A 25,812-nucleotide genomic window follows, 5' to 3' on the forward strand; every position below is an offset into this window, starting at 1 on the left:
AATTTAAAATAGAATAGGAACAAAATCCTGTATTTCCTTTAACTCAAAAATGCACTGTTCCCGAAGGAAGGCTGTGTTTCAAGGCTATCATAAATAAGTATTTGTTCCTTCCTTGTAAGAAATTTACTGTAGATGCTTGCAATATAGGATTATTTTGATATAGTATTGCCGATTTGAGTAATGTCATAAGGTGTTTCCTGGTAAACAAGGTTCACCCAGTTATTGTATAAAAGGCTTGCATGGGAACGCCATGACATAAACGGGATTTTCTCCGGGTCGTTCATTAAAAAGTAATTTTCCGGTGTTTTTATTTCATCGCCTTTATCAACATCTCTTAAATATTCATTTTTAAGAGTAAGTCTGTCATATTCCGAATGGCCTGTTACAAATATCTGACTGAAGCTTCTGTCGGAGACGATATATACCCCGGCTTGAGAGGATTTAGACAGTATCATAAGGTTTTCTTCCTTTTCTATGTCCCCTATCCTTGTTTCCGTATGCCTTGACTGGGGAACATAAAACACATCGTCAAAGCCCCTGAAAAGGTCTATGGCGTTTTCCGCCTCTTTTGTCTTGCTGTGAGGAAATACACCGAAAAGCTTTTCCTTAAGGGCATATTTTTTTATTCCGTAATGATAATAAAGGCCTGCCTGGGCTCCCCAGCAAATGTGGTAAGTGCTTGTCGTATTTTTCTTGGTCCACTCCATTATTTCACAAAGCTCCGACCAGTAATCAACTTCCTCAAATTCCAAAAGCTCCACAGGGGCTCCTGTTATTATAAATCCGTCAAATTTTGAATCTGAGATATCATCGAAAGTTTTGTAAAATGATGTAAGATGTTCCTGTGAAGTGTTTTTAGATATATGGCTTTTAACGTGGATAAGAGAAATTTCTATTTGAAGAGGCGTATTGCCCAAAAGCCTTAAAAGCTGGACTTCTGTTGTCTTTTTATCCGGCATGAGGTTTAATATTCCTATTTTTAAAGGCCTTATATCCTGATGGAAGGCCCTGCTTTCATCAATGACAAAAATATTCTCCCGTTTCAGAATACTTTTTGCCGGCAAATTATCGGGTACTTTAATTGGCATTTTGATTCTCCTTGTAGTAAGATGTAGGTATAGAGATTATAATCTGAATATGGATTTTTTTCAATTGAAAAGGAGCTTTTTATGAAAATACTTGTAGATGCCGATGCATGCCCCGTAAAGGAATTGATCATTAAAATAGCTAAAGAAAATGATTTAAAGGTGATAATGGTTATTGATAATTCACATATATTGGAAAGCTCCTATGCCGAAATAAAAATAGTAGACAGAAGCCGTGATTCAGCAGACTTCGCTATTATCAATATTCTTGAAAAAGGCGATATTGTCGTTAGTCAGGATTACGGCCTTGCGTCTATTGCGCTTAGCAAGGGCTGTTACGCCATGAATAATAACGGCTATGAATATACTGCCGAAAATATAGACAAGCTTTTATTTGAAAGGCATTTAAATAAAAAAACAAGAGAAGCCGGATTAAGGCATAAAGGCCCGTCAAAGAGAACGGCCGACAACAACATTTCCTTTGAAAAAGGCTTCAGGGTTTTAATCAATAGACTAAAAAAATAGAATTCTTCCTTTAATATTAATATATAAAAAGCTGTATAGTCAATTTACTTTTATTTTGGCTGTATGCCATAGCCTGAAACAGCATGAATAAAGTAAATGAACAAGAGCCTTTTTTAAGTGCATCTGCTATATACAAATTTGTAGGGCATTCTCTTTACAAATTATAATAAATTTAAGTGTTTTAAAGCAATTTTATGTTTTTAATGGGAAGAATTTAAGAAAACCTCATTTTTCTGCAAAGTAAATACACATCAAGCCCATGAAAAAATATTGAACAAGATTTTGCTTTTAGCCTCACAGACTTTAACTATTCTGACGGAAATGAATTCAGTCAGAACGGAAGATTTATAAACTTCCAAGGAAACTTTGTAAATCTTCTTACAGTGCCTCGCCAAAATTGTATTTTGGCGATTAATAAACGCTTTCTTGCGTTTGTTCCTAAAATAAACAAAAATGTGGACTTATAAGCCTTCTTTTGTTATTATATATAAAATATCCCAGTGTTAAGGAGTTGGAAAAATGTACACGGAAATCAAAAAACTTTACAGAAACACAAATGATTTTTTAGGCAGCAATGTTCGTGTAGGCGGATGGATAAGAACAGTCCGCAATAATAAGAATTTTGGGTTTATTGAACTTAACGACGGTAGCTTTTTTAATAGCGTTCAAATCGTCTTTAATAATAATTTGAATAATTATAATGAAGTTGCAAAGCTTAATGTAGGCTCAAGCATTACCGTTATGGGAAAAGTAGTAGAAAGCCCCGGTGAAAAGCAGGCTTTTGAAATACATGCAGACGAAATCATTATCGAAGGCCATTCAACCCCGGATTATCCTTTGCAGAAGAAACGCCATTCTCTTGAATATCTGCGTACCATGGCCCACCTTCGCCCAAGGACAAATACATTCTCAGCGGTATTTAGAATCCGTTCCATCGCAAGCTACGCTATACACAAATATTTCAACGAAAAGAACTTCGTATACGTTCATACACCAATCATCACCGCAAGCGACTGTGAAGGCGCAGGAGAAATGTTTCAGGTAACGACTCTTAATATGAACAATTTACCAAAGGACAAAGACGGGAGCATAGACTATTCTGAAGATTTCTTTGGTAAAATGGCAAACCTTACAGTAAGTGGGCAGCTTGCAGTTGAAAACTTCTGCATGGCTTTAAGAAACGTTTATACCTTTGGCCCTACCTTTAGAGCTGAAAACTCCAATACATCACGCCATGCTGCGGAATTTTGGATGATGGAGCCGGAGCTTGCTTTTGCAGATTTAAACGACAACATGGACAGCGCCGAAGAAATGTTTAAATACGTTATTCAATACTGTATGGAAAATGCCCCTGAGGAAATTGAATTTTTCAATAAATTCATAGACACAGGCCTTATTGACAGGCTGAACAATGTTTTGAATTCTGAATTTGGCCGCATATCCTATACAGAAGCTATAGACATTCTTCAAAATGCAGACCATAAGTTTGAATACCCTGTTTACTGGGGCGCCGATATACAGTCCGAGCATGAAAGATACCTTGCAGAAGTGGTTTTCAAGAAGCCTATTTTCTTAACCGGCTATCCCAAAGAAATAAAGGCCTTTTATATGAGACAAAACGACGACGGAAAAACCGTTGCCGCTATGGACCTTTTAGTTCCCGGCATCGGCGAGATTATCGGCGGAAGCCAAAGGGAAGAAAGATACGACGTCCTTGTAAACAGAATGAAAGAGCTTGATCTTTGCGAAGATGACTACTGGTGGTATCTTGAGCTTCGTAAATACGGCGGTGTTACCCATTCAGGATACGGCCTTGGCTTTGAAAGATTCATTATGTATTTAACGGGAATGTCCAATATCCGTGACGTAATCCCCTTCCCTCGTACAGTAGGAAATGCTGAATTCTAATACTTTATTAAATCCCTGCTTCGGCAGGGATTATTTTATAAAAAACTTATTCAAAGGAGTCATATATGAAACCATATGAAATCATAAAAAGAGAAAGAATATATGACGGTAAAATTATAAATCTTGTAAAAGATACCATTTTACTGCCTAACGGAAAAGAAACCAAAAGAGAACTTGTAGAGCATAACGGTGCTGCCGTAATCATAGCAGAATATGAAAATAAGCTTATTTTCACAAGACAGCACAGGCATTCCGCAGGAGATTTCACTTTAGAACTTCCGGCAGGAAAGCTTGAAAAAGGCGAAGACCCTAAGGAGTGCGCCTTAAGAGAGCTTAAGGAAGAAACAGGCATGACGGCAGATAATATGGCGTTTTTATTTAAAGCTTATTCATCCATAGGCTTTTCAAACGAAATCTTATACTTCTATATTGCAAAAGGTCTTACAGAAGGCGAGCAAAATCCCGATGAAGATGAATTTATAGATATTGAGAAATATTCTATAGAAGAAGCAGTAGAAATGATATTTAACGGCAAAATCATAGATTCAAAAACTATCAGCGGCGTTTTGGCCTACAAGGAGCTCTGCGGCAGAAAAGACCTGTAGATTCTATTGATTAAAGTTAAATTTATTATAATTGACTATATAAACTTGTGCTTTGATAATTTTCAAGTTTCCTTCGTTATGAGGAAAAACTATGATTAAATAGGTATAAACCTAAGCAGAGCTTAAATTATTCATGAATATCTTTCTCGCCAAGAACCTATGGCAGAATTTACGCTTATGATAGAATATGACTAAAATCAGATTCTTCTTGATTTTAGTCACGAATACCTTTTCTGAAGGAGAATGTATTCTTAAAAACTGCAATTATGATATAATATTTACTCCCTTTAAGGCATATATATTAAAAGAATGACAAGCTAAAATTAGTCTTTGTATTATATGCCTGGAGGCTCATAATGATATATTTTAGAAATAGATATATTAAAGCAAATATAAATAGGCTTTTCTCAAAAATAAACAGAGAGAAAAAGCTTGTTTATATCATCATCTTTTGCCTTATCGGAGGAGCCGTTCTCGGCTCTTTATTTGCAGGAAGATTGGATACCGCCAATAAGAACGAACTTATAAGCTCTTTTGATTCTATTATCGACGGTATCAGGTCCCCTAATCTTGTTAAAAAAGATGCTTTTATAAAAGGCCTTATAAAATACGGGCTGTCTTCTATTGCCTTGTGGTCTATGCCTTTAATTACAAGGTCTCCTTTGCCTTCTGCTGCTGTGCTTTTGTATAAAGGAGCTTCTCTGGGCTTTACTACGTCTATTTTAGTGGGGGAATACGGCCTATTGGGCATAGGATATGCAATGATATTATACTTCCCTCAAAATCTAATTCTTACATTTCTATATTTTATCATCGCATATTACAGCTTAAACATCATCTTATATTTAAAAAAGAGGCCCATAGCAGAGAATATAAATATTCCCCTTCTCCTTTTCGGAATAGTTCTTGCTTTTATAGTATCTCTTACGGAGGCATATATCGTCCCCACCCTTGCAAATATATTATTTTTCTGATTTTAATCTTTAGCCGGTACTTTTAAAGTACCGGCTTTTTGAAAAATTATTGCAAAACTTGTTTGTTATAGAAATTTTCATATAAGATAGCAGCGGATGCCGTAAGTATTCCCCCAGGGGGCCTCCTTTCCTGCAGTAGAGATTTGCACTGCTATTTCAATTTAAATTAACAATGCTATTGTTTTATAACTATCGGGAGACACTCAGATAAAAACTGCTTGTAAGCTTATACTGTGTCTTTTTTCATATTCACCAAGTATAAAATATAGACTTCAGTAAATTGAAATCGGCATAAGACAGTAAAATAGTTTTAAGGCAGGAACAAAAACCTATTTTTCATAAACGGCTTAATTTAATATAGTAGAAACGCTTATATTAAGCCATTCATAATCAACAAAGATTAAAATATCTTTGTTGACTATAAGGGGGCGTTCGCCTGAAAACACTTTTACAGTTTCCCTGTAAGTGTTTCCAGGTTCACTAAGCATAAAATATACGATTTTTGTTACTGTAATTAAACTATTTTACTATAGATGTAATATTTGCATAATAAGATTTTTTCTTATCTCTATTCTTTCAACCGATTTTACAAATAGAATGATTTTTATTATACTCCCCTATTTGCTCATGGGTTTTGCACCTTGACTATTTTTATAAAACAGTTTAAAATATTGATTAATTTATTTCTTGATTAGGAAAGGTGTGCAATTATGGGTTTTACAAAAATAAGAAAGATACCCTCTCCAGAAGAAATTCTGGATATGGTTCCGCTAACAGAAAATTTAAAGAAAATAAAAAGCGCCAGAGACGCTGAAATAGAAAAGGTAGTTACACAAAACTCTGATAAATTTATATTAATTGTGGGCCCCTGCTCTGCCGATGAGGAAGACCCCGTATGCGAATATGTATCAAGGCTCGCAAAAGTGCAGGAAAAGGTAAAAAATGAGATTATTATAATACCGAGAATCTATACAAATAAGCCAAGAACCAACGGCGAAGGCTATAAAGGCATGCTTCATCAGCCTGACCCTCAAAAGGAGCCTGATATGGTAGGCGGGATATTAAGCATTAGAAGAATGCATGTAAGAGCCATCTCGGAATCCGGCCTTACGGCTGCCGATGAAATGCTTTACCCTGATAATCTTCCTTACTGCGAGGATATGCTAAGCTACATAGCAATCGGGGCCCGTTCTGTAGAAAATCAGCAGCATCGCCTTACCTCAAGCGGAATCAGCATTCCTGTGGGAATGAAAAACCCTACCAGCGGCGATTTAACCGTAATGTATAATTCCATTAATGCCGCCCAGGTATCCCATACCTTCAGCTATCAGAATTACGAAGTCAAAACAGAAGGAAACCCTCTTTCCCATGCAATCATGAGAGGATATGTAAATAAACACGGAGAAAATCAGCCTAACTACCATTACGAAGACCTTCTTTTTGCTTCTGAAATGTATGAAAAAAAGAATCTTCAAAACCCTATGATAATCGTTGATACGAACCATGCAAATTCAAATAAAAAATTCTTTGAACAAATAAGAATTGCAAAAGAAATCCTTTATTCAAGGTCCTATAACCAGACTATAAAAAAATACGTAAGAGGGCTTATGATAGAAAGCTATATCCATGAAGGAAATCATTCTCCTGATAAGAGAATTCCCGGAAAGTCAATTACAGACCCATGCCTTGGCTGGGAAGATACGGAAAGACTTATTTATTATATAGCAGAGCATATTTAATTAAAAAGGGTGCTGCAAAATTCACTTTGCAGCACCTTTTTCTATACATTGAATCTGAAAAGAATAATGTCTCCGTCTTTCACGACGTATTCTTTTCCTTCTAATCGTACAAGACCTTTTTCCTTTGCAAGATTATAAGAGCCAAGGCTCGTTAAATCATCGTAATTTACAATTTCAGCCCTGATAAATCCTCTTTCAAAATCCGTATGGATTTTTCCGGCCGCCTGAGGGGCCTTTGTGCCCTCTGTAATTGTCCATGCTCTTATTTCCTTAGGACCTGCCGTTAAAAATGAAATAAGCCCGAGGAGACTATAGCTTGCGTTAATGAGCTTATCCAAGCCGCCGGTTTTTACCCCTAAATCATTTAAAAACATTTTCTTTTCATCTTCATCAAGCTCAGAAATCTCAGCTTCTATTTTTGCACATATTACAAATACCTCTGAGCCTTCCAAAGCAGCATGGTCGCGCACCTTTTTAACAAATTCGTTTGTTTGTCCGTCATTTGCTAAATCATCTTCGCTTACATTTGCTGCATAGATTACCGGCTTTGAAGTAAGTAAATTAAAGGTATTTATAAGCTCTTTCTCCTCAGGGGCAAAATCCATATTTCTTACGGACTTTCCTTCATTCAGGCCTTCCTTTATGGCATTTAAAATGTCAAGCTCCTGTTGAAGGCCTTTGTCATTTTTCACGGTTTTTGAAGTTTTGGCTATCCTTTTTTCAACCGTTTCAGAATCTGCGAGAATAAGCTCCAAATCAATTGTTTCTATGTCCCTGATAGGATCAATTTTAGACTCTACATGTACAACATTTTCATCTTCAAAGCAGCGTACAACATGAACGATTGCATCTACCTCACGTATATGGGATAAAAACTGGTTTCCAAGCCCTTCTCCCTTGCTTGCTCCTTTTACAAGGCCTGCAATATCCACAAATTCTATCACTGCCGGGGTAATTTTTTCCGCATTATAAATTTTATCAAGTTCCATAAGCCTTACATCAGGCACACTTACCATTCCCACATTAGGGTCTATTGTACAAAATGGATAATTAGCAGATTCTGCCCCTGCCATTGTCAAAGAATTAAAAAGCGTACTTTTACCCACATTAGGAAGCCCTACAATTCCCAGCTTCATTAATTAACATCCTTTCAAACTGTAAAATATATTTTCATAAATTAACCCCATTAAAATGGGGCAATTTATAATTATCATTTATTTATCTTTAAATAAAAGCCCTGTAAGAAGGCCTTCAACATAAGCTAACAAAACAACCAGTATAAATCCGGCTAAAATTCTGTTTTTATATTCATTGGATATAAAAATTCCCTTGGGAGTAACGGATTCGTTAACTTTTTCAGGTACTCTTTGATACTTTCTGCGCCTTATATTAGCCATATTTTCACTCCTATCTTATTTGAAATATATTTATTATTTTAAAACATTTCTTAAATAATATTTTTAGATAATATATCAATTAATATTCAAAGAAAAATACTGCATGAATAAATTATCCCAAAAGGATATTACACAGGCCATCTCCAGCGATTATACCTTCTTACATTTTGCTTCGCAAAATGATTATACCACTTTTGATAAGCAATTCCTATAGAAATTTACCTTTTATTATCCATAGTTTGCCTTCCTAAAAAAAATATATTGAGAAATAATAATTATAACGACTTTTACAGGAGGCTAATATGAAAAAAATATCTGTTTTTTTATTATCTTGTATCTTTCTTTCCGGTTGCACAACGTCTAATGAAAACCTTGCAACCAAGGCGGATATCAGAATAAATAATGGTAATTCTCAAATATATGAAAATAATGAAAGCTATGCCAACGGAAACTCTTCCTACGAAATGGAAAAATTTGATGAAAAGAATCAAACCATAGATAATATTTCCGATACGATTTCAGGAGAAATAGAATCTTTGGATGAAGTCAATGAGGCTAACGTCGTCATCGTGGGAAACTCCGCAATAGTAGGGATAGAGCTTGTTAAAGATATACCTGAGAGCGAGCTTGTAAGCCTTAAAATTACCGTTGAAACTTTAGTAAAATCCATGGTTCCTGAAATAGAAAATGTAGCCGTTACCACCGCTCCCGACCTTATGAGAAGAATACAAGGGTTTACAACGGATAATGAAGAAAATAAAAATACAACTAAAGAGCAGAAGGATATAACGGAAGAGCTTGCTCCTATACTATAAATAAAAAAGCCTCTAAAAGTAAATTTAAGCTTTAAGAGGCTTATTTATTGCAATAATAGGTGTTTTTATTATATAATGTTTTTGATTTGACTCATAAACTTAATAAATATTTTATTGGATTTATACCTTTTTTAAGTTAAACTATATTAAATCTATTTTTGTTTTTTTCATACTTATTTATGTAAACTACGTATAATTTTTAAGATTAAGGAAAGGTGTGTTATTTTTGAAATTACTTAAAAGAATATTACCTGTAGTATTGTCATCATTATTAATAATACAGGCTGTTCCTGCTTATGCCCTTACCGAGACAAATGCAGAACTTACGAACCTTACGGTTCCAGAGGCCACAAGAAGAGCCATAGACCATAATGAGTCCATTAAAAAGAGCAATGAAACTGAGGATTTAAGCGACGATAAGTATACTCTTTTGCGAGAATCCGCGAGAAATGCTACAACTGAAGACGCTGTATTTACCGCCTATACGAACCTCCTTCAGTTTGAGCTTTCCAGGTCCTTAAATATAAAAAATATTAAGGCACAAGAAGAAAATGTTGAACACGGCATCATTCAAATATTCAATAATATATTAAACGCCGAAGAGGGGCTTGCCGTATATGATGAAAATCTTAAATTAACTAAAAAAGAGCTGGATATCACTTTTTTAAAGCTTGGGCTTGGGCTTGCTTCTCAGTTTGATTATGACAGCGCAAAGGCAGCATATGAAAACATGTTAATTCAGAGAAACTTACAGCAAAGCGGTATAGACAAAGCATATCGTCAGCTTAACGAAACCATGGGGCAGGATTTAAATAAAAAATATAATCTTGTTCTCAATTTAGATTATGAGCTTCTCGGTGAAGTTAATTTAACAACATATGCATCTAAGTTTATTGCAAATAGTCTTGCCATCAAACAGGCAAAAGATGATATTCAAGTGGCTCAGTATGCGCTTGATACCCACACATATAATTATGATCCCTATACAGGCCTTGAAATCAGCGCCGGCGGAACCAAGCAGGAAAAGGAAATGGATTTATCCAGAGCAAAAAGAAACCTTACTTCTACGGAAGAAAGCGTTAAAAAAAGTGTAATAGATACCTATAATTCCATAAAGGATTTAGAACTGAAAATTGCTTCACAGGAAATAGAGCTTGAAAATTTAAATGCAAAGCTTGATATAGCCCAAAAGAGACTTGAGCTTGGCCAGGTTACACAGCTTAGCGTAGACAAACTCCTGCTAGAAAAACATAACCTTGAATATGAAATGGAAACCAATAAAAATGACCACGCTATTCTTATTATGGCTTTTAAAAATCCTAATATTATTGCTTCGGCATCTGCCAAGTAAAATGTCTAAAACAAGAGTATCGTTCACAATGAACGATACTCTTGTTTTTGCTTTTTTTGTCCTAATAAGTAGAACGAAATAAACGAACCTACTGATTGGAGGCAAAAATATTATGCCGAAAAGAGAACGCAATTTGAGGCTACATATCATGGTAACTCATGAAGAATTAGCCGCCATACGAGAACGCATGGCAGAAGTAAACATCCAAAATCAGAGCGCATTTATTCGCAAGCTGGCCCTTGATGGATATGCCGTAAATTTTGACCTTGCGCCTGTAAAAGAGCTATCCCTGCAACGCCAAAGCGTGAATAATCTTGCTCCAATTGCAAAATACGCAAAGGCTTATAATGCCTATCAATCTGAAATTGAGGAACTGCAAAAAGGTTATGGCGAGTTATGGAAACAGTATTCAAGGCTCTTGGAACACCTTGCAAAACTGGTTGCACTTTAGGACTTCGGGCCGAGTTGGCCCGAAGTGAAACAAGGAATGAGCGACGGCGAAATGACGCAACAAAAGCCGGATTTGGAAATGCTCTCCAACAAGCAACTTTGAGAATTTTACTGCAAGGGAAAAATCCCAAAATGTACAAGTGTGTGTACACTTGCCCTGCTTGCTGGTTAGCGGAGAGGCCAGAAATACCCATAAAATAACAGAGTGAGAATATAATTCAGTCCCTTCTTGACAAGTGATCAGTTGTTCACTATAATAATGGTGAACGATTGATCACCATTATTATTGATGGAGGTTATTATGCCAAAAAACGAAACAAGAGATACAAAGGAAGTTATTTTGACAGTTGCACTAAAACTGTTTTCTGAAAGAGGTTACGAAGGGGTTGGTATCCGTGACATATCAAAAGAAATCGGAATACGGGAGAGCGCCCTTTATAAGCATTATAGCGGAAAGCAAGACATTTTTGACTCAATTCTCAAAGACATTGAGCGTCGTTATCAAGAGGAAGTTTCTACTTTTATTCCCTCTGAAAGCATGGCCAATATTCTCTCAGGAGAAAGTGATGTAAGAGAGGAATTATTCCGTATCAGCTTTACAATGTTTCAGTTCTATCTCAAAACAGAGTATGGTTCGCAGCTGCGTAGAATGTTGACAATGGAACAGTATAGAACTTCGAAGGCAAGCAAGTTTTTTAGGGAATTGATAATAGACAAGGGCTTGGATTATATATCAGGCGTGTTCACTGATTTAATAAATACCGGGGTTTATGTTGATGCTGACTCAATGGTAATGGCCTTGCAGTTTTATTCCCCTTTGTATTTGCTGTTATCCAAATACGACAATCAGCCTGAAAAATATGAAGAAGCTTTATCCTTTTTAGAAAAACACATTACGATATTCAATAAAACCTATTTAAGGAGCGATAAACAATGAGAGGAATTGGCGTATTAGCAGTGGAGTGGTTTATAACCGGCCTGATTGTTTATGCAGGACTATCCGGCAAACAAATATTATTCATCAATGGGCCCAGACCGGCTGTTATTACTTTGGGCGCAATCGGATTTACAATGTGTATGATTATGCCAACAATCGGCAAATTTATCAGCAATGCACCTGCTCACCCGCTCACCATCATGGGCTACATCTTTGGGACAATCGCATTACTTACAACAGCAATACAAATATTCAAATGGAAAATTCCTATCCTTTATGACCCCAAAATTGCGCTTTTTGTAGTTGCTGGCTGCATTGTCATAAAGTCGATTATTGGCAGGTTTGCACCGTTGATAGTTAAATAAATAGCTGAAAAGAGGGCGTTTTATGAATATTGAAGTGCGTTATTATTCAAAATCAGGTAATACAAAGAAAATAGCAGATGCTATCGCTAAACAAGCAAGGGTATCCGCAAGGTCAATTCATGAAAAAATACAAGGCGAAGTCGATATATTGTTTTTAGGAACAGGCATATATGCTTTTGACATTGACCCGGAACTAAAAGAATATATCTCGACCTTAAATCCGACGAGTATCAAAATGGTTGTAGTATTCAGCACAGCGGCTATCGTTAAGTCTGCTTATGAAAAGACCAAAAAATATCTTCAAAACCAAGGACTTAATGTATCAGATAAAGAATACCATTGTCCCGGTCACTATATGATTTTGCGTAAGGGGCGTCCAAATGCTGATGATATAAAAAAAGCCGAGCAGTTTGCAAAATCAATAATCAACAGTTTATGAAACGATTCGTTTGGAGCGATAACTATTGACTTTGGGCCAATTATAATAAAATATTGAAAACATACCCGCCGCTTATGCAGAAAAGAAAAAAAACGTTGTTCGGCGGGGTATAGCTATGTCATGAAAACGTACTATTGCAGAACGGCGGTTTTGAGATAATAAAGTCGCTGTTCTCTATTTATTAGAGGGCCTGGTAGTGTGCGCCCTTTTCCAGATAGAGCAGCTTTGGGAATGGAGGTTTCCCATGTATACAAAGCCGTTTTTCTCTATTTGGGAGGGTCCGTTGCCTTTTTGTAACGGCCAAATGTAGCAGAAATCCTATTTCTGCTTGTTTCTGAAAAATCTTATATATTTTGGGCCAACCAGTGCGGCCATTTTTCATATGACACCGTTCGAGTTTTTTCTCGGATAGGTGTTTTTTTATACCTTTTTTTCACTGACAGCGCATGGGACAAGCCTCAATGCGACTACGGGCCAAGTTGGCCCGTAGTCCTGCCCCGTTGCCGCTCCCCGTCCTCTCCATTCCGATTCGCTATCCCAAAAATTGAAATGGAGGAACGCCCTATGACTAAAATCAATCTGCGAGACTTTTACGCGTTTTATAATTCCGACCTTTTTATTGAGATACCCGATGAAGTGAAAACTGCCATTTTGGAATCGGAACGGTTAGAAAAGAATTACATTCGCCGTCGCTATTATAACAAAGCCCATTATTCATTGGACACTAACGACGGAATCGAAAAGGATATCTTTTCGTGTCCCCTTTCCCCTTGTGAGCTTTAGGAACGTAAAATGACTGCCTAACAACTGTATAAACAAGGAAAACGGATTTATGCCCACTACATATCATAAGTTCCTGCTCTAATATCCTTCCTTTTCCCTTTGATTCGGCAAAAAAATCAATAAATTTATTGTAAATATGTATAAAAAGTTTTTTTGTGACTTATGCAATGTATCCAATTATTCTCGCGCTCTCCTGAAACCCTTGTAAATGCTGGGTTTCCAATTCTTTTCCTGAGTTTTTTCAGCTTGACGCCGATTATAAGAAGTATTATAATTGAACTGAAAATTATGTATAATTTACAAAAAACAGTAATATTTATTATATTTTTTATTAATATAATTCTTATTACTGTGTCTGCTGTTTATAGCTTGGTTCATTACGGCAAAATTCACAAGTATATTTGTTTTGTAAGCTTTCAGCAGCAGAATGGATAAGAGGTAAATTATAAAATTAAAAATCCAGGAGGTTTTAAAAATGGAGAGAGTACGCAATTTTTCTGCTGGCCCGGGAGTAATCCCCGTTCCAGTTCTTGAAACAGCAGCTAAAGAAATGCTTAACTACCGCGGAAGCGGAATGTCAGTAATGGAAATGAGCCATCGTTCAAAGGTTTTTATTGAAATTGCCGAAAACGCAGAAGCTCTTTTAAGAGAAATCATGAACATCCCTTCCAACTACAAAGTTCTCTTCCTTCAAGGCGGAGCATCTACCCAATTCAGCATGGTTCCGCTGAACCTTTTCAGAAACAGCAAGAAATGCGATATGGTAAATACAGGCCAATGGGCTTCCAAGGCGATTAAAGAAGCTAAAAAATTCGGAACAGTAAACGTTGTTGCTTCTTCTGAAGACACAAATTTTGACCGTATTCCTGAAATTGACAGTTCCAAATTCTCAAGCGATGCAGACTACTTCCATATTACAAGCAACAATACCATCTTCGGTACAAGGTTCACAAGCCTCCCGGATACAGGAGACGTTCCCCTTGTTTGCGACATGAGCTCAAACATTCTTTCAGAAGTATATGATGTTTCCAAATTCGGCCTTATTTATGCCGGTGCTCAGAAAAACATGGGACCTGCAGGCCTTACAGTTGTAATCATCAGAGACGACCTTATAGGCCATGCCGATAAGAGCATTCCTACAATGCTTGATTACAAAATCCATGCGGAAGCTGACTCTATGTATAACACTCCCCCAACCTATGCGATGTACATAGCCGGCCTTGTTTATCAGTGGGTTAAGGATTTAGGCGGAGTTGCTGCAATGCAGAAAATAAACGAAGAAAAAGCTGCTATATTATATGATTTCCTTGACGAATCCAGCATGTTCAAGGGAACAGTTGTTAAAAAAGACCGCTCTTTAATGAACGTTCCTTATGTTACAGGAAACGAAGAATTAGACAGTAAATTCATTAAAGAAGCCGAAAAAGCAGGCTTTGTAAACCTTAAAGGATACAGAACGGTAGGCGGTATGAGAGCAAGTATCTACAATGCTATGCCTGTTGAAGACATTAAAGATTTAGTTGAATTCATGAAGAAATTTGAAGTAGATAATAAATAATATTTTTAAGGAGTTTTAAAATGTATAAAATTCTCACTTTAAATAAAATTTCTTCCATAGGAACCGATTGCCTCTGCCCCGATAAATATACAATCGTTAACGAAGAAGCTTCTCCAGACGGTATTTTGTTAAGAAGTGCCAGCATGCACGAAATGGAGCTTCCTGAAAGCTTAAAGGCAGTTGCGAGAGCAGGTGCGGGAGTTAATAACATTCCACTCGATAAATGCGCTGATCAGGGTATCGTTGTTTTCAATACTCCCGGAGCCAATGCCAATGCCGTTAAAGAGCTTGTATTATGCTCAATCTTTCTTGCTTCAAGAAAAATCGTTCAGGGTATTAACTGGACTCAGTCTCTTAATGGCCAGGAAGGCGTAGCAAAGCTCGTTGAAAAAGGCAAAGGGGATTTTGTAGGCCCTGAAATAAAAGGCAAAAAGCTTGGCGTTATCGGCTTAGGTGCAATTGGTACTTTAGTTGCCAATGATGCTGTTCATTTAGGCATGGAAGTATATGCTTACAACCGTACTTTAAACGCCAATGTAGGATTAAAGCTTAATCCCCAGATACATCTTACAGATATTGAAACTATCGTTAAAACCTGTGATTATATTTCATTACATATCGCTTTAACCCCTGAAACAAAGCATATGTTTAATGCCGATACCTTTAATAAGGTTAAAAAAGGTGTTCGGATACTGAACTTCTCAAGAAATGAGCTTGTAGATAATGAAGCTCTTAAAAAAGCCCTTGAGGATAATACAGTATCTTCATATGTGATAGACTTCCCGACAGAAGATGTTTTGGGCGTAGATAATATTATAACCATCCCTCATTTAGGTGCTTCTACTCCAGAGAGCGAAGATAACTGCGCTTATATGGCAGCTACTCAAATAGCTGAATACCTTGAAAAAGGCAATATCGTAAATTCTGTTAACTATCCTGACTGCTCTATGGCCTATACAGGAAACAAACGTATTTGTGTCCTTGGAAAAGGCTTATCCGTTGACAGCATAACTTCTTTCGTTAAAGAAACAGGAAATACGATTTCTGCCATGGTAAATGCATCTAAAGGAGAATACAGCTATACTATAATTGACGTTTCTGAAAACGAAGTAAAGGATATGAGCGGACTTAAAAATATAGCAGGCGTTACCGGCTATAGAGTAATTTAATTCCTCTCCCCTTGCCCTTTTGCTTTTTAAAATTAGAGCATTCTCTTAATTTAAAATTTGCTCTGATGCGTGTTTTGAAATACTCAAGCCTGCAAAGTTCCTGTAAAATACCTTTTTAGGAACTAAACAAGGCTTGAAATTTCAAAACCCGCTATAGGGGCGTATTGATACTAAATAAGTATGCAGATAAAAGCTACGATTTTCACTTAATCTCGTAGCTTGCTTATTCATGATGGAAAGTTACGAACCTAGAAAACAGAGAAGACGTATTTCAAAGACATCTTCTGTACTTAGTAAGTGACAATTCCTGTTTTATTTTAATATAAAAAATAATTGATGTAATGCCTGCATAAAAAGATTTGTCAGTTTGCATAAATTGTATTATGTAAATTTCTCCCCAGAGGCTGACCAAAAATATGTTTAGCATCAATACGCCCTATTAATTAAAGAATAGAATATACTGTTGTAAAATTAGGCAAAGTTTGAAAAGTTTATTTGCAGGAAAACATTGCGTTGCTATAGCAAAATAGACGCTGTTTTGGGCTTTTCGGGCACGCCGTAAAATACAGGAGGTACTATATGGCTACAATCAGACCATTTAAAGCAGTAAGGCCAAATGAAAAAGTTGCAGACAAGGTTGCGGCTCTTCCATATGACGTTATGAGCAGCATGGAAGCAAGAGAAATGACAAAGGATAATCCCATTTCATTTTTATATATTGACAGGGCTGAAATTAACTTTGAACCCGGCGTAAATATATATGATGATAAAGTGTATAAAATGGCCCGTCAAGTATATGAAGACAGGAAAGCGGACGGTACTTTCATTCAGGATTGTGAGCCATGCCTTTATATATACAGACAAACCATGGACGGAAGAAGCCAGCTTGGCCTTGTTGCCTGTGCTTCTATCGATGATTACATAAATAATCATATTAAAAAACATGAGCTTACAAGAGAAGAAAAAGAGCAGGACAGAATTAAGCACGTAGATAATGTAAATGCCAATACCGGCCCTATTTTCTTAACTTACAGGCATATGGACGAATTATCTAAGGTTATAAAGAACTGGTCTGAAAGCCATAAGCCCGTTTATGATTTTGTTGCGGAAGATAATATCGGGCATACCGTATGGGTAATAGACGATAAAGAAACCATTGATGCTATAGTAGAAAGCTTTAAAAACATACCTTCTCTTTATATTGCAGACGGCCACCATAGAAATGCTTCCGCCGTTAAAGTAGGTCTTAGAAGAAGAGAAGAAAACCCCGGATATTCTCCTGAAGCTGAATTCAATTATTATCTTTCCGTTATTTTCCCAGATAATGAGCTTTACATCATGGACTATAACAGAATCGTTAAAGATTTAAACGGAAATTCAAAGGAAGAATTCCTCAATAAAGTTTCTGAAAAATTCACTGTTACAGAATATCAAAGTGAAGGCCCATGCCATCCGCAGAAGGCCCATACTTTCGGTATGTACCTTGATAAAAAATGGTATCTTCTTGAAGCGAAAGAGGAATACATCAATAAAAACGACGTTGTTGCTTCCTTGGATGTTTCTATCCTGCAAAATGAGCTTTTGAATCCTGTTTTAGGCATAGAGGACCCTAGAACAGATAACAGAATCGATTTTGTCGGCGGCTTAAGAGGCCTTAAAGAGCTTGAAAAAAGAGTTGATTCAGGTGAAATGACTGTTGCTTTTGCCATGTACCCTACTACAATAGAAGAGCTTATGAATATAGCCGATGCAGATAAGCTCATGCCGCCTAAATCTACATGGTTTGAACCTAAATTAAGAAGCGGTCTTTTAATCCATGAATTAGATTAATCGTCTAAACTTTAAAACTTTCACAGGTTATAAAGTAAATTATGATGAGGTACTATTATTTCATCATAATTCAAGGATACATAAAAACCCTATATAAAGAAATAATGACTCCGAAATCCGGAGTCATTATTTTTTTTGTTTTCCCCAATTTTTATAAATCTACCCCAATACCTTTAAGATTAAAAATTGTTTTATCTTAATCTTTATTAACTGCTTTTTATAGTAAATTTCAAATTAAACAGTAATACAAATCGTATGGTTTGAATGGCTCAACATAGGGGTTTTATATGTTTAAGCCGTTTATGAAAAATGGATTTTTATTACATCCTTGGGTGAAATTTGCTATAAAACTAATTTTCTAAAGCATTTCTAATACTCTTGCATAGATCTCGTCTGCAAGCTCTATAGAGCGTTTAAGTATTTCCTCGCCCTTTGTGCGGTATTCATTAACAAAAGCTTCATCCTTTATCCCGCCAATGTTTATTTTTACATTAAGCCATGCACCCTGAACGGCGGCTTTTAAGCTTAATGCGGCAACCCCTAAGTCGCTTGCGGCGCTTTCGTTGAATTTTCCAAGGGCCTGATATGTAAGCTCAAGGCCTGCAAGGCTATAGCTCATCATTTCAAAAGGCGTAAGGGTACAGCCTTTTAAGCCTTCCTGCATAGCGTTTTTTCTGGCGGCCTTTTCTTCGTCCGTAGATTTCGGCATGGAGAATACGGCGCTTACTACATTAAAGGCTTCCGTATCTCGATCTATAACATCAATAAAATCACATAATATCTTATCAGATTTTTCCATAAGCTCTTTCATAAGCTCTTCATGTTCCTGATATTTAGGCTTTCCTACCGTAAGCCCTGCTACCATATGGGTAAGAGCAACACCAAGAGCGCCTTCAAGAGCAGCCGTCGAGCCGCCGCCAGGTGCCGGTGCATCGGAAGCAAGAACCTTTGCAAATTCCTTAATTGTGTGGTCAACTAATTTCATAGTAAACTTCCTTTCAGCTTTATAAATTTAATATGATTATCCAAGAAGGTGATTTTCGAGCACTTGCTTCTTGTAATCAAAATTTTCTATCTTAAGATAATACTCTGCGCAGTCAACAAGAGCCTTAACAGGAGTAAGCCCTATAACTTCACTTCCGATTATTGAAACACCCCAGCGCTCTGCTTCAAAGCGAATGGCTTCATATGCCCTGTAAAGAGGTGTGCCTTCATAGTTCACCATATTCATGGAAACCTGAGCGATGTTTCTGTCTTCAAGCATAACGCCGATTGCCTTGCAGAATTTGTATCCGCCGCTTGAGGAACGGATTGTTTTTGCGATGGCGTTTGCGATATTAATATCTGATGTATTCAAATTAACATTAAACGCTACTAATGGCATTCTTGCGCCAACTGCCGTTATACCGGCTGTAGGGTGAATTTTTCTTTCGCCGAAATCAGGCGCCCATTCTTCTTGAAGAAGCTTTTCAGGCATACCCTCAAACTGACCTTTTCTAACGGCGGCAAGATTGCGTCTTTTTTCGCTTGCAGCAGAATCTTCATAAAGGAATATAGGTATTTGCAGTTCATCATAGATACGCTTTGCAACTTTTTTGGAAATTTCAATGCATTCTTCAGCAGTGGTATCCTTAACAGGTACAAAAGGAATAACGTCTGTTGCGCCCATACGAGGGTGCTCGCCTGTATGCTTTGTCATATCTATTTTTTCGCTTGCAACCTTGCAAAGCCTGAAAGCCGCCTCCGCAATGCCATCAGGATCTCCAACCAAAGTAAAAACGCTTCTATTATGGCTCGCGTCTGAAGAATAGTCTAAAAGCATAACGCCGGGAACACTTTTTGCTGTTTCAACTAAAGTGTTTATAACCTCCGTATCCCTTCCTTCGCTGAAATTCGGAATACATTCTACTAATTTTGCCATTAAAATCTACTTCCTTTCTGAATTATATATTTTATACTAAGCGAATCTTAAAAATGTACAAACATAAGCTTGCAAACAGTTTTTTAAGTGAGCGTTTATGTATGGTTAACAAACAAATTCTTATGTTTGTTAACCATACGATGTAGGTAATGATGCTGATAAATTCTGTAGGGCATATTGGCTTTCCAAGAGGTTCTTAGAAGGAAACAACCGCCGTGTATATTTTAACATATTTATGCAAAATATCCTATAAAGAATATTATAGCAGGTAAGCTCACAATATCTATAAATACCGCACAGCATAACGGAACTATCATAAGTGCCTTATAAGATGTAACATTGTATTTTTCGCATACTGCGCTCATGCTTGCAACGGCGGTGGCCGTTACGCCAAGCCCTACCCCCGTTGCACCTGAGGACATAACGGCCGCATCGTAGTTCTTGCCCATAGCCGGCCAGTAAACAAAACGTATGTAAATAAAAACAAATACAGTTTGAACTAAAAGTATTATTATAAGAGGAACAGCAAGGTCTGCAAGCTCCCAAATCTTTAAAGTCATAATCGCCATCGTTAAGAAGAATCCAAGCCCGATATCCTGTATAAGATCAATGATTCTTCCGTCTAATTTCAGCAGATTAAATTTGTCGTTGATGTTTCTGAATATAATAGCTACAAACATAGCGCCTACATATTGAGGCAAAGCGAAATTAGGAATATTAAGCTTTTTTATTCCTGTTGCAATAAGGATACCGCAAACCATAAAAATCCCGATAAGCACCATATGGTTAATAAAGCTCCTTGATGTTATGGGGCCTTCTTCATGGCTTACCTTTGCGCTGATGTTCGTATTTTTTCCATTTGATGCAACTTCAATAGGAACATTGAACTTTTCTATTAAGTATTTAGCTACAGGGCCGCCTGAAAGAGAGCCCACGATTAATCCATATGTAGCCGCCGCAACTGCTACAGTAGTTGCTCCCGTAACACCCAAGGCTTCTGCTTCCGGTCCGAACGCCGCGGCATTCCCGTGGCCTCCTACCAAAGAAACCCCTCCTGCCATAACACCAAGAACAGGATTTATGTCAAGGACAGACGCAAGGCCTGTTCCTATAACGTTTTGCATAACGGCTAATATCCAGCAGCATACAAGAAATATTAAGAGGTCCTTTCCGCCGGTTTTAAGAACCGTTATACTTCCTCCAAACCCGACACAAGTAAAGAAAGCAAGCATTAAAGGAGCCTGTAAAGTCGTATCCAATGAAAAATTCATCGCTCCCGTGTTTCTAAGAATCAAGGTTAAAACCGAAAAAGAAACGCCGCCAATTACAGCCGCGGGAAAACAAAATTTCTCAAATACCGGCAGCTTCTTTTTCACCCAATACCCAAAAAGCAGCAGAAGTCCCGCAAGAACAGTCGTCGAAACAAGGTCCATTTTTAACGTTAAAACGTCTCCCAATTCAAAACTCATTTTAAAGCCTCCCTTTTATTTTTTACTGAGATAAAATCGGTTACATAGGTCCATATCCGAATAATAGTAACTTTCTCCTTTCGATTATAATTTGGTACTAATCCAATGTAACCTCTTTTAAAATCTAAAACAAAAATAAAGCAAATTCAGTCTTTATATCAAGGGAATAATCATGATTTTGAATTAATAATTATATTTTTTAGATAATTTCAGGTAAATCAAGAGATATATTTGTTAATTAAATTCTTATATATGTGTAAAGAGCCTTATTAATATAAATAAATAGACTTTATTTGGCACCTATTATGAACAATACTATCCAAAAACATGTACAGTCATATAATACCAAATTTTAAGTTTTGGTTCAATATACAAACCCAATAAACATCTTGCGGCTTCTCTCACAAATTTTTCTATAGAGTGACAAATTTATAAGAGCTTGTATATACAACAGTTTCACTAATAAATAAAACAGAAAAAATATTAAATCATGATTGGTTTAAGCGGTATTGTACCAATTAAACAGAAATATAGAGCTGCTTTATATTTTGAAAAAGGAGTATTTTATGGGCCTCAACACTTTTAATAGAAAATATTGCAAAAAATATAATTCAATGAAAAATAATTGTCATTTTATAATAAAATTTTATATAAGCATCTATAGGCAAGGAATATAATTCTATATATTGGTTCTATTCCCCTATGAAACAAAGGCAAATCTTGCTAAGAACTGGCCATTATGTTATATTTATGGATATTCAATAAAATTATTTCATTAATAAATGAGGACAGGGAGTGCAAAATTGTTTCCCCAGATTAATATATCAAAGAAGTCATCTGTTTCTATAACAAATCAAATTTACGATCAAATACTGAAAATGATTATACACGGAAGGCTTGAGCCGGGGGAAAAGCTCCCTCCGGAACGTGATTTAGCCTTAAATTTAGGTATCTCCAGAGGAACCGTCAGAAGGGCCTATGAAAAGCTTGAACAATCAGGTGCCATAATCACCCGCAAAGGAAGCGGCAGTTTAGTTCTGAAAAACGGTCATCTCCTTGAAGAAAGCCAAAAAAAAGAAGCAGCTGAAATAATCTCAAACACTTTCAGCAGACTTTATGCAATGGGGCTTTCCGAAAAAGAAATATTAAACCTTGTTAATTTAAGAGCCTCCACCCAAAATAATATTCAAAATATCAATATTATGGTGGTATCAAATAATCATGAGGTTCTTTCCCAGCTTGAAAACCAGTTTTCATATTTGGCCCCCTACCCTCTGGTAAATTTCAGTATGTCTTATTTCACTATAGACAGTGTATCAAGGTTTTCAGAACCTATGCAGACAATGCTGAGATATGATTTAATCATCGCTTCTTCCATCGATTACCCTGCTATGGTTGAAATGTTTCCAGACCATACCTCAAGAATGATAGAGGCTAATATCTCCCCAAGAACAAGCACCTTAAGATTTCTTGCATCATTACCCAGAGATACTAAAATGAATATTATATACAGAACCACCGTTTTTCGGGATATGGTCTACAGGACTTTAAAATACCTTGATTTCAATACCAATAATTTGTATTTTTACTCTGAGTTTGATTATAATCCGGTTAATCATGGAGATAATGGCGTAAAGGTGATACTTAATTTCAATGAATCTCCTGTATATGTTGACCCTTCCTTTAAAGAAAGAAATGAGGCGTTTATAAAAGAAGGCGGCATTATATATCAATTTGAATATCGAATAAACAGAGAAGCCTTGCTTAGAATAGAGGATAGAATTCAGGATCTTCTTCGCCAGGCCATGTCGGAGCCGCCAATGAAACCATTTTAATAAAGGGGTACTGTCAATGAAAACTGTTAACTTTGATTCAGCAAAAGCCTGGATATACCGAAATGCCCGCCCTATAGATTTTGCCAGATGGCAATTTCATTTTGAAAATGGAAATAAGGAAAATATCTTAAATATACTGTCGTCTTATCAAAATAGCGATGGCGGCTTTGGGCATGCTTTGGAAGCAGATGCATGGAACCCCAACTCCTCCCCTATACAGACATGGGCCGCTATTGAACTTCTTCGGGAAATAGAAATTGAAGATAAAAGCCATCCTCTTATTATTGATATATTGAGATATCTTAATAGCGGAAGAGATTTTTCTGATGGAAAATGGTTAAATACCATTGAAACGAATGATAATTTTCCCCATGCTTTTTGGTGGAATTGGAATCCTGAGAGTAATTATAATCCCACGGCTAATTTTTGCGGCTTTATATTAAAATATGCCGATAAAAACAGCGTCCTATATTCTAAAGGCAAAGAAATCGCAAAAGACGCCATAACATCTTTTATGGACACAACAGGTGCCGGTGGTCATCTTATTTTATGCCATCTAAGGCTGATGCAGGCTTTGACTGAAATGGAAATAGAGGGCTTATATGATTTAGAAGCGTTCCATCATCATCTTTCAAAACATATTAAGCACTTTCCTGAGCATATGGAATTAGACTGGTGCTGTGACGGAGTGGCCTATGAATTTATAAAATCTTATAAAGACAATCTTCATCTTTTAAATTCTAAAATAGATATTGTAAATGCCCTATATAAAAATTTAGCAGATACCCAACAGCCAGATGGGAGCTTTCCTATTCCTTGGCAATGGAATGAATACCCTGAGGAATGGGCAGTAAGCAAAAATTGGTGGAAGGCCTACGGAATAATAAATAATATGCTGTTTTTAAAAGAATTTGGTTTTATAGTAAATTTCATATAAAGAAGTAGCAAAAGCCTATCCCCATCAGGCCCAAAAACACGGATTTCCTTCGGAAACATAATGAAATTGCCTTTATACCGCAATAGGCCGTAAGGCTTTTAATATATAAATCAAATAAAGGCAGTTTCACAAAGGCGATTTACTATATTTCTTTTAAAGCGCATTTTTGAGCCTTCGTGAATATACGGCTTTGCTACTGTTTAACTTTAAATTTACTATATATAAAATTATAAAAAGCCTTACGGTAATTTTCTACCGTAAGGCTTTTATTGTATCTCATACAATAAACCACCTGCTATGCAGGTGGAGGGAAAATGCTTTAGCTTCAAGAAAAATACCCCCTGTGATAAAATAAAGTGGGTTTGCCAACCACAATTATTAGATCATAGGAGGTGTGTCCGATGGACAAAAATAGTTTATCACATACAACCTGGGAATGTAAATATCATCTGGTATTTGCTCCAAAGTATCGAAGACAAATAATTTATGGAAGATTAAAGGCGGATATAGGAAAGATACTTAGAGAATTATGTGAAAGAAAAGGCATAGAAATAATAGAAGCAGAATGTTGTAGTGACCATATACACATGTTAGTCAGAATACCACCTAAATATAGTGTATCAGAGATAATGGGATATTTGAAAGGAAAGAGTTCTTTAATAATATTCGATAGACATGCAAATTTAAAATATAAATATGGGAATAGACATTTCTGGTGTAGAGGATATTATGTTGATACAGTAGGTAAAAATGCGAAAAAAATAGAAGAATACATTAGAAATCAAATACAAGAAGATAAAGTAGCAGATCAAATTTCATTGTTAGAATATATTGACCCGTTTACGGGGGAGCCAGTGAAAGGAAATAAAAAATAAACCGCTTTAGCGGTTATTGGGAAGTAAATGCGGTTGGCAAACCGCTTCGATGCGTCCTCAGACGCATGCCAGTAAGAGCCCCTTATAGGGGCAGAGCAAACTACCGGCTAAGCCGGTAGTTATGATTTTATGGCTTAAGCCAGTTGAGCTCGCATAGCGTGCGAAACAAAAAACTACCCGCTATGCGGGTAGAGGACCAAAAGGTTCTACCACAAGAAACACCTTTCCAATAGAATAGTGAGTGTTCAAGCCACTATGCAGAAAGGAAAGGTGTTTCAATGGCAAACCAACATAATAGTTTGTCCCACACAAAGTGGATGTGCAAATATCACATTGTGTTCACTCCAAAGTATAGACGTAAAATCATCTTCAATCAATATCGAGAGTCGATTGGGAAAATTCTTCGAGAGTTATGCGGCTACAAAGGCGTAGAACTGATCGAAGGTCACCTGATGCCAGATCATGTGCATATGTTAGTGAGCATTCCACCAAAGATCAGCATTTCAAGTTTTATGGGATATCTAAAAGGGAAAAGTGCCCTGATGATTTTCGATCGACATGCAAATTTGAAGTACAAGTTTGGGAATCGGCATTTTTGGTCAGTTGGCTATTATGTCAGTACGGTAGGACTGAACGAAGCTACCATCCAGAAATACATCAGAGAACAAGAGCAACATGACATTGCTCTAGATAAGCTGAGTGTCAAAGAATATGAAGACCCCTTTAGGGGTTAGCTGGTAATACAAATAGCCCTTAAGGGCTAAGCAAAAGAGGCAAGGGCATAGGGGCTTGAACTTAAGTGAAAGCCAGCATCTTGAGATGCTGGCCGGTAACAAGGCCTTACA

Annotated in this window: 25 protein-coding genes; 19 read left to right on the plus strand and 6 right to left on the minus strand. The window is 36.7% G+C overall.

Annotation, left to right across the window (positions count from 1 at the left end):
- Positions 1 to 149: 149 nt before the first annotated feature.
- Entirely contained in the window at positions 150 to 1,088 is a 939-nt protein-coding gene (gene metA / locus NBX03_RS08145) for a homoserine O-acetyltransferase MetA (RefSeq protein WP_250227293.1), read from the minus strand.
- 81 nt (positions 1,089 to 1,169) lie between these two features.
- On the opposite strand from metA, the gene NBX03_RS08150 reads away from it, so the two are divergent.
- The 5 genes from NBX03_RS08150 (at position 1,170) to NBX03_RS08170 (ending at position 6,836) form a co-directional block, all read left to right on the plus strand.
- Entirely contained in the window at positions 1,170 to 1,610 is a 441-nt protein-coding gene (locus tag NBX03_RS08150; protein ID WP_250227294.1) for a YaiI/YqxD family protein, read from the plus strand.
- Positions 1,611 to 2,129: 519 nt separating this feature from the next.
- Positions 2,130 to 3,518, plus strand: coding sequence for an asparagine--tRNA ligase (asnS, locus tag NBX03_RS08155; RefSeq protein WP_250227295.1), 1,389 nt, complete (start codon positions 2,130 to 2,132; stop codon positions 3,516 to 3,518).
- Positions 3,519 to 3,583: 65 nt separating this feature from the next.
- Complete coding sequence (locus NBX03_RS08160) at positions 3,584 to 4,123, plus strand: NUDIX hydrolase (RefSeq protein ID WP_250227296.1); 540 nt, start codon at positions 3,584 to 3,586, stop codon at positions 4,121 to 4,123.
- 356 nt (positions 4,124 to 4,479) lie between these two features.
- Complete coding sequence (locus NBX03_RS08165) at positions 4,480 to 5,097, plus strand: stage II sporulation protein M (RefSeq protein ID WP_250227297.1); 618 nt, start codon at positions 4,480 to 4,482, stop codon at positions 5,095 to 5,097.
- A 710-nt stretch (positions 5,098 to 5,807) separates the two neighbouring features.
- Positions 5,808 to 6,836: a 3-deoxy-7-phosphoheptulonate synthase gene (locus NBX03_RS08170; RefSeq protein WP_250227298.1), complete on the plus strand. Its 1,029-nt coding sequence runs from the start codon at positions 5,808 to 5,810 to the stop codon at positions 6,834 to 6,836.
- Positions 6,837 to 6,877: 41 nt separating this feature from the next.
- Here NBX03_RS08170 and ychF read toward each other — a convergent pair whose 3' ends face one another.
- Complete coding sequence (gene ychF / locus NBX03_RS08175; protein ID WP_250227299.1) at positions 6,878 to 7,972, minus strand: redox-regulated ATPase YchF; 1,095 nt, start codon at positions 7,970 to 7,972, stop codon at positions 6,878 to 6,880.
- A gap of 78 nt (positions 7,973 to 8,050) precedes the next feature.
- Entirely contained in the window at positions 8,051 to 8,233 is a 183-nt protein-coding gene (locus NBX03_RS08180; RefSeq protein ID WP_250227300.1) for a hypothetical protein, read from the minus strand.
- Positions 8,234 to 8,535: 302 nt separating this feature from the next.
- Between NBX03_RS08180 and NBX03_RS08185 the strand changes: the two genes are divergently transcribed.
- From NBX03_RS08185 to NBX03_RS08230, 10 genes are all read left to right on the plus strand, one after another.
- A complete protein-coding gene (locus NBX03_RS08185; protein ID WP_250227301.1) occupies positions 8,536 to 9,048 on the plus strand; it encodes a YhcN/YlaJ family sporulation lipoprotein in 513 nt (170 codons plus the stop codon).
- Between the two features lie 226 nt (positions 9,049 to 9,274).
- Positions 9,275 to 10,399 carry a TolC family protein gene (locus tag NBX03_RS08190; protein ID WP_250227302.1) on the plus strand — a complete coding sequence of 375 codons (1,125 nt, stop codon included), beginning with the start codon at positions 9,275 to 9,277 and terminating at the stop codon, positions 10,397 to 10,399.
- Between the two features lie 112 nt (positions 10,400 to 10,511).
- Entirely contained in the window at positions 10,512 to 10,850 is a 339-nt protein-coding gene (locus NBX03_RS08195; RefSeq protein WP_250227303.1) for a plasmid mobilization protein, read from the plus strand.
- A gap of 300 nt (positions 10,851 to 11,150) precedes the next feature.
- A complete protein-coding gene (locus NBX03_RS08200) occupies positions 11,151 to 11,786 on the plus strand; it encodes a TetR/AcrR family transcriptional regulator (RefSeq protein ID WP_250227304.1) in 636 nt (211 codons plus the stop codon).
- Positions 11,783 to 12,151, plus strand: a complete 369-nt coding sequence (locus NBX03_RS08205; protein ID WP_250227305.1) for a hypothetical protein — start codon at positions 11,783 to 11,785, stop codon at positions 12,149 to 12,151. Before NBX03_RS08200 ends, NBX03_RS08205 begins: the two co-directional genes overlap by 4 nt.
- Positions 12,152 to 12,173: 22 nt before the next feature.
- The gene (locus NBX03_RS08210) at positions 12,174 to 12,590 is read left to right on the plus strand and encodes a flavodoxin domain-containing protein (RefSeq protein ID WP_250227306.1); all 417 of its coding nucleotides are present in this window, start codon (positions 12,174 to 12,176) and stop codon (positions 12,588 to 12,590) included.
- 564 nt (positions 12,591 to 13,154) lie between these two features.
- Positions 13,155 to 13,373 (plus strand): hypothetical protein, encoded by a 219-nt coding sequence (locus tag NBX03_RS08215; protein ID WP_250227307.1) that lies wholly within the window; start codon positions 13,155 to 13,157, stop codon positions 13,371 to 13,373.
- Positions 13,374 to 13,848: 475 nt separating this feature from the next.
- Positions 13,849 to 14,931, plus strand: coding sequence for a 3-phosphoserine/phosphohydroxythreonine transaminase (gene serC / locus NBX03_RS08220; RefSeq protein WP_250227308.1), 1,083 nt, complete (start codon positions 13,849 to 13,851; stop codon positions 14,929 to 14,931).
- Positions 14,932 to 14,951: 20 nt separating this feature from the next.
- Entirely contained in the window at positions 14,952 to 16,100 is a 1,149-nt protein-coding gene (locus NBX03_RS08225; RefSeq protein ID WP_250227309.1) for a 3-phosphoglycerate dehydrogenase family protein, read from the plus strand.
- Positions 16,101 to 16,679: 579 nt separating this feature from the next.
- Positions 16,680 to 17,930, plus strand: coding sequence for a DUF1015 domain-containing protein (locus NBX03_RS08230; RefSeq protein WP_250227310.1), 1,251 nt, complete (start codon positions 16,680 to 16,682; stop codon positions 17,928 to 17,930).
- 358 nt (positions 17,931 to 18,288) lie between these two features.
- Here the strand turns inward: NBX03_RS08230 and NBX03_RS08235 are convergent, their stop codons facing one another.
- From NBX03_RS08235 to gltS, 3 genes are all read right to left on the minus strand, one after another.
- On the minus strand, positions 18,289 to 18,915 hold the full coding sequence (locus NBX03_RS08235; protein WP_250227311.1) for a cyclodeaminase/cyclohydrolase family protein: 627 nt from the start codon (positions 18,913 to 18,915) through the stop codon (positions 18,289 to 18,291).
- Between the two features lie 36 nt (positions 18,916 to 18,951).
- A complete protein-coding gene (ftcD, locus tag NBX03_RS08240; protein WP_250227312.1) occupies positions 18,952 to 19,851 on the minus strand; it encodes a glutamate formimidoyltransferase in 900 nt (299 codons plus the stop codon).
- Positions 19,852 to 20,084: 233 nt separating this feature from the next.
- The gene (gene gltS / locus NBX03_RS08245; protein WP_250227313.1) at positions 20,085 to 21,320 is read right to left on the minus strand and encodes a sodium/glutamate symporter; all 1,236 of its coding nucleotides are present in this window, start codon (positions 21,318 to 21,320) and stop codon (positions 20,085 to 20,087) included.
- Positions 21,321 to 22,123: 803 nt separating this feature from the next.
- Between gltS and NBX03_RS08250 the strand changes: the two genes are divergently transcribed.
- The 4 genes from NBX03_RS08250 to tnpA (NBX03_RS08265) all read left to right on the plus strand — a co-directional run bounded on the left by NBX03_RS08250 (position 22,124) and on the right by tnpA (NBX03_RS08265) (position 25,701).
- Entirely contained in the window at positions 22,124 to 23,155 is a 1,032-nt protein-coding gene (locus tag NBX03_RS08250) for a GntR family transcriptional regulator (protein ID WP_250227314.1), read from the plus strand.
- Between the two features lie 16 nt (positions 23,156 to 23,171).
- Positions 23,172 to 24,092 carry a hypothetical protein gene (locus NBX03_RS08255; protein WP_250227315.1) on the plus strand — a complete coding sequence of 307 codons (921 nt, stop codon included), beginning with the start codon at positions 23,172 to 23,174 and terminating at the stop codon, positions 24,090 to 24,092.
- A 401-nt stretch (positions 24,093 to 24,493) separates the two neighbouring features.
- Complete coding sequence (gene tnpA / locus NBX03_RS08260; RefSeq protein WP_250227316.1) at positions 24,494 to 24,967, plus strand: IS200/IS605 family transposase; 474 nt, start codon at positions 24,494 to 24,496, stop codon at positions 24,965 to 24,967.
- Positions 24,968 to 25,245: 278 nt separating this feature from the next.
- Positions 25,246 to 25,701, plus strand: coding sequence for an IS200/IS605 family transposase (tnpA, locus tag NBX03_RS08265; RefSeq protein WP_250227317.1), 456 nt, complete (start codon positions 25,246 to 25,248; stop codon positions 25,699 to 25,701).
- Positions 25,702 to 25,812 lie beyond the last annotated feature (111 nt).

Origin of the sequence: Anaeropeptidivorans aminofermentans (genome assembly GCF_940670685.1) — a bacterium.
GTDB classification, from domain to species: domain Bacteria; phylum Bacillota; class Clostridia; order Lachnospirales; family UBA5962; genus Anaeropeptidivorans; species Anaeropeptidivorans aminofermentans.

What these genes read in the sequence shown, in the direction of transcription:
- gltS (WP_250227313.1), bottom strand. Translation starts at nt 21,320, where the DNA reads ATGAGTTTTGAATTGGGAGACGTTTTAACGTTAAAAATGGACCTTGTT.
- NBX03_RS08195 (WP_250227303.1), top strand. Translation starts at nt 10,512, where the DNA reads ATGCCGAAAAGAGAACGCAATTTGAGGCTACATATCATGGTAACTCAT.
- metA (WP_250227293.1), bottom strand. Translation starts at nt 1,088, where the DNA reads ATGCCAATTAAAGTACCCGATAATTTGCCGGCAAAAAGTATTCTGAAA.
- NBX03_RS08225 (WP_250227309.1), top strand. Translation starts at nt 14,952, where the DNA reads ATGTATAAAATTCTCACTTTAAATAAAATTTCTTCCATAGGAACCGAT.
- NBX03_RS08255 (WP_250227315.1), top strand. Translation starts at nt 23,172, where the DNA reads ATGAAAACTGTTAACTTTGATTCAGCAAAAGCCTGGATATACCGAAAT.
- NBX03_RS08215 (WP_250227307.1), top strand. Translation starts at nt 13,155, where the DNA reads ATGACTAAAATCAATCTGCGAGACTTTTACGCGTTTTATAATTCCGAC.
- NBX03_RS08180 (WP_250227300.1), bottom strand. Translation starts at nt 8,233, where the DNA reads ATGGCTAATATAAGGCGCAGAAAGTATCAAAGAGTACCTGAAAAAGTT.
- NBX03_RS08230 (WP_250227310.1), top strand. Translation starts at nt 16,680, where the DNA reads ATGGCTACAATCAGACCATTTAAAGCAGTAAGGCCAAATGAAAAAGTT.
- ychF (WP_250227299.1), bottom strand. Translation starts at nt 7,972, where the DNA reads ATGAAGCTGGGAATTGTAGGGCTTCCTAATGTGGGTAAAAGTACGCTT.
- NBX03_RS08210 (WP_250227306.1), top strand. Translation starts at nt 12,174, where the DNA reads ATGAATATTGAAGTGCGTTATTATTCAAAATCAGGTAATACAAAGAAA.
- serC (WP_250227308.1), top strand. Translation starts at nt 13,849, where the DNA reads ATGGAGAGAGTACGCAATTTTTCTGCTGGCCCGGGAGTAATCCCCGTT.
- tnpA (WP_250227317.1), top strand. Translation starts at nt 25,246, where the DNA reads ATGGCAAACCAACATAATAGTTTGTCCCACACAAAGTGGATGTGCAAA.
- NBX03_RS08160 (WP_250227296.1), top strand. Translation starts at nt 3,584, where the DNA reads ATGAAACCATATGAAATCATAAAAAGAGAAAGAATATATGACGGTAAA.
- NBX03_RS08170 (WP_250227298.1), top strand. Translation starts at nt 5,808, where the DNA reads ATGGGTTTTACAAAAATAAGAAAGATACCCTCTCCAGAAGAAATTCTG.
- asnS (WP_250227295.1), top strand. Translation starts at nt 2,130, where the DNA reads ATGTACACGGAAATCAAAAAACTTTACAGAAACACAAATGATTTTTTA.
- NBX03_RS08235 (WP_250227311.1), bottom strand. Translation starts at nt 18,915, where the DNA reads ATGAAATTAGTTGACCACACAATTAAGGAATTTGCAAAGGTTCTTGCT.
- NBX03_RS08185 (WP_250227301.1), top strand. Translation starts at nt 8,536, where the DNA reads ATGAAAAAAATATCTGTTTTTTTATTATCTTGTATCTTTCTTTCCGGT.
- tnpA (WP_250227316.1), top strand. Translation starts at nt 24,494, where the DNA reads ATGGACAAAAATAGTTTATCACATACAACCTGGGAATGTAAATATCAT.
- ftcD (WP_250227312.1), bottom strand. Translation starts at nt 19,851, where the DNA reads ATGGCAAAATTAGTAGAATGTATTCCGAATTTCAGCGAAGGAAGGGAT.
- NBX03_RS08150 (WP_250227294.1), top strand. Translation starts at nt 1,170, where the DNA reads ATGAAAATACTTGTAGATGCCGATGCATGCCCCGTAAAGGAATTGATC.
- NBX03_RS08200 (WP_250227304.1), top strand. Translation starts at nt 11,151, where the DNA reads ATGCCAAAAAACGAAACAAGAGATACAAAGGAAGTTATTTTGACAGTT.
- NBX03_RS08205 (WP_250227305.1), top strand. Translation starts at nt 11,783, where the DNA reads ATGAGAGGAATTGGCGTATTAGCAGTGGAGTGGTTTATAACCGGCCTG.
- NBX03_RS08165 (WP_250227297.1), top strand. Translation starts at nt 4,480, where the DNA reads ATGATATATTTTAGAAATAGATATATTAAAGCAAATATAAATAGGCTT.